This window comes from Burkholderia sp. Bp9143, from assembly GCF_003853645.1.
Taxonomy (GTDB): Bacteria; Pseudomonadota; Gammaproteobacteria; order Burkholderiales; family Burkholderiaceae; genus Burkholderia.
In genome coordinates this window covers 1-932 of the sequence record NZ_QTPO01000147.1, presented here as the reverse complement: position 1 = coordinate 932, position 932 = coordinate 1, and the positions used below count along the sequence as shown (strand labels likewise).

The 932-nt window shown below is 64.6% G+C and carries 1 protein-coding gene; it reads left to right on the top strand.

Annotated features, from left to right (window positions below; genetic code table 11):
- Positions 1-78 precede the first annotated feature (78 nt).
- A partial coding sequence (locus DIE23_RS39045) for an electron transfer flavoprotein subunit alpha/FixB family protein (protein ID WP_148093505.1) occupies positions 79-932 on the top strand: 854 nt, incomplete at its 3' end.

The following is a 932-nucleotide window of genomic DNA, read 5'->3' as shown; positions in this document are numbered from 1 at the left end:
TGAAGGTGCCGGACGTGAAGACGCTGGTCGAGAAGCTGAAGACCGAAGCCAAGGTGCTGTAAGAGGGAGCGGAAAGAAATGACGATTCTGGTGATTGCAGAACACGACAACGCGTCGATCAAGGCCGCGACGCTGAACACGGTGGCGGCGGCAGCAAAGATCGGCGGTGACATTCATGTGCTGGTCGCGGGCCACAATGCGCAAGCGGCTGCCGACGCCGCGGCAAAGATCGCAGGTGTGTCGAAGGTGCTGCTGGCCGACGCGCCGCAACTGGCCGCAGGCCTGGCGGAAAACGTCGAGGCGACCGCGCTGAACATCGCGAAGGACTACTCGCACATCCTTGCGCCGGCGACCGCCTACGGCAAGAACATCGCGCCGCGCATCGCCGCGAAGCTGGATGTCGCGCAGATTTCGGATATCACGGCGGTTGACAGCGCGGACACGTTCGAGCGTCCGATCTACGCAGGCAATGCGATCGCGACGGTGCAGTCGAGCGATCCGATCAAGGTGATCACGGTGCGTGCGACGGGTTTCGATCCGGTTGCGGCCGAAGGCGGCAGCGCATCGGTCGAGAAGATCGAAGCGGCAGCGGACGCCGGCAAGTCGCAGTTCGTGAGCCGTGAAGTGACGAAGCTGGACCGTCCGGAACTGACGTCCGCAAGCATCATCGTGTCGGGCGGCCGCGGTCTTGGCAGCGGCGAGAACTACACGAAGGTGCTCGAGCCGCTGGCCGACAAGCTGAGCGCGGCGCTGGGCGCCTCGCGCGCGGCCGTCGATGCGGGCTACGTGCCGAACGACTACCAGGTCGGCCAGACCGGCAAGATCGTCGCGCCGCAGCTGTACATCGCCGTCGGCATCTCGGGTGCGATCCAGCACCTGGCCGGCATGAAGGATTCGAAGGTGATCGTCGCGATCAACAAGGATCCGGAAGC